Source organism: Pseudorhodobacter sp. MZDSW-24AT, assembly GCF_002794355.1.
Lineage (GTDB): Bacteria > Pseudomonadota > Alphaproteobacteria > Rhodobacterales > Rhodobacteraceae > Pseudotabrizicola.
Genome location: NZ_PGOI01000024.1, coordinates 1 through 2,003, shown reverse-complemented (window position 1 = coordinate 2,003; position 2,003 = coordinate 1). Strand labels below are relative to the sequence as shown.

General features: G+C 63.9%; 3 protein-coding genes. 1 reads left to right on the top strand and 2 read right to left on the bottom strand.

Annotated elements, in window-relative coordinates; translation table 11 throughout:
• Positions 1–97: 97 nt before the first annotated feature.
• Both CUR21_RS18460 and CUR21_RS18455 read right to left on the bottom strand, forming a co-directional pair.
• The gene (locus CUR21_RS18460; RefSeq protein ID WP_100198536.1) at positions 98–898 is read right to left on the bottom strand and encodes a lytic transglycosylase domain-containing protein; all 801 of its coding nucleotides are present in this window, start codon (positions 896–898) and stop codon (positions 98–100) included.
• Positions 899–1,027: 129 nt separating this feature from the next.
• Entirely contained in the window at positions 1,028–1,288 is a 261-nt protein-coding gene (locus CUR21_RS18455) for an accessory factor UbiK family protein (RefSeq protein WP_100198535.1), read from the bottom strand.
• Positions 1,289–1,413: 125 nt separating this feature from the next.
• On the opposite strand from CUR21_RS18455, the gene lgt reads away from it, so the two are divergent.
• A partial coding sequence (lgt, locus tag CUR21_RS18450; protein ID WP_100198534.1) for a prolipoprotein diacylglyceryl transferase occupies positions 1,414–2,003 on the top strand: 590 nt, incomplete at its 3' end.

Below are 2,003 nucleotides of genomic sequence, written 5' to 3'. Positions count from 1 at the left end.
CAGGTTGAAAACCTGGTGTCCTAACCGATAGACGAACGGGCCACTGGCGGGGTGAATAGGGCAGGTGCCGCCGGGGTGCAAGAGGAAAAGTGAAGCGTCAGCCGTCGATCCGTTTGCCCATGATCGCAATGGCCTGCTGATACACGGTTGCCGCGTTCCATTGCTTGATCACGGCAAAGTTCGGCTCGCCTTCCTGATAGCCCGCACCCGGCTGCCATCCCTTCTGGCGCAGGAAATTCGCGGTCGAGGCTAGCGCATCCACCGCATTGTTCAGATCCACCTTGCCATCCCCATTGCCATCCACGCCATAGGTCAGCGCATTGCCCGGCAAGAACTGCGTGTGCCCCCATTCGCCATGCTTGGCGCCCACGGACTGCGAAGTGATCGAACCCTGATCCACCAGAATCAGGGCGCCGATCAGATGCGGGCGGAAAAAATCGCTGCGGCGGCAGTCATAGGTCAGGGTGGCGATGGCCGAGACGATATTGGTATCGCCCATGAAGCCGCCAAAGGCCGTTTCCATGCCGTGAATCGCCAGAAGCACCCCGGCAGGCACGCCATAACGCTGCTCAAGTGCGCGATACAGATCGGCATTGCGCGCCTTGCGCTGCTTGCCCTGCCGGATGATCGTTTCAGCCCCGCGCACCTGCATGAACTTATCAAGCGTATAGCGGAAGCTGCGCTGGTTGCGGTCGGCCCCGATGGTGGCCTGCGAATAGCTGGTGGCCATCAGCGCGGCAATCCCGCGATCCCCCACCCCGGCCCGACGCGCCTCGGCGGCCATCTCGGGTTTCCATGCCTCATAGCGGCCCCCGGTGTCGGAACAAAATGCCGCCTGCGCGGCAGACGCCGCACAGACCAGACCAACAGCAAGAGACAGAGACTTCAAGGCAGACATGCAGGCACTCCGGACAGACGGTTTCGCGCCACCTTAAAGCCCCCCGAGGCCGGATCAAGCGAATGCTGGGCCCGAAGCCCGTGCCTTTGCACAAGTTTTCGTCAGGCGCGGCGCGGTGCCCCCGGCCCTTCAGCCCTCAGGCTTGGCTTTGCCTGCCGCTTCCAAGGCCGCGATCCGCGCTTCAAGAGCGGCGTTTTCCTCACGCGCCTTGAGGGCCATGGCGCGCACCGCATCAAACTCCTCGCGGGTCACAAAGTCGCGATCGGCCAGCCAGCGGTCCATCAAGCCCTTCATCGCCGTCTCGGCCTCGGTCTTGGCACCCTGCGCCACGCCCATGGCATTGGTCATCAGCTGGCTCAGGTCGTCGAGGATCTTGTTGCGGCTTTGCATGGGGCTGGTCCTTGTTGCTCTGCCTCTCTTATATGGTCCGGCGCGCGCGTGCCGCAAGACGGCGCGGCACATTGACAAGTTGGCCCCACCTGCCGACAACGCAACCAGCCGACAGCCGAGGTGCCATGTCTTACATTCCCTTTCCGCAGATCTCGCCCGAGATCTTTGCCGTCGAAATCTTCGGCATGACGCTGGCCCTGCGCTGGTATGCGCTGGCCTATATCGTCGGGCTGATCGGCGGCTGGCGGTTGGCGCTGGATACATTGCGCAGGCCCGCCCTGTGGACAGGCGCCGCGCCGATGACGGCCGATCAGGTAGAGCGCCTGCTCACTTGGGTGATCCTGGGGGTCATCCTGGGTGGCCGCATTGGCTTTGTCCTTTTCTATCAGCCGGGCTTCTACCTGCAAAACCCCGCCGCCATCCTGCGGGTCTGGGAAGGCGGCATGTCCTTCCATGGCGGCTTTCTGGGCGTCGTTGTCGCGGGCATCCTGTTCTGTCGCCGCGAGGGCATCCCGATGCTCAAGGCGGCGGACATCATGGCCCTCGCCGCGCCGCTGGGCCTGTTCTTGGGCCGGGTCGCCAATTTCATCAACGCCGAGCTGTGGGGCCGCCCCACCAGCATGCCGTGGGGTGTGGCCTTTCCGGGCGATGCCGCGCAAAACTGCCCGGGCGTGGTGGGCCTTTGCGCGCGCCACCCCAGCCAGCTTTATGAAGC

Coding starts and splice junctions, on each gene's coding strand:
- CUR21_RS18455 (WP_100198535.1), bottom strand. CDS start 1,288: ATGCAAAGCCGCAACAAGATCCTCGACGACCTGAGCCAGCTGATGACC.
- CUR21_RS18460 (WP_100198536.1), bottom strand. CDS start 898: ATGTCTGCCTTGAAGTCTCTGTCTCTTGCTGTTGGTCTGGTCTGTGCG.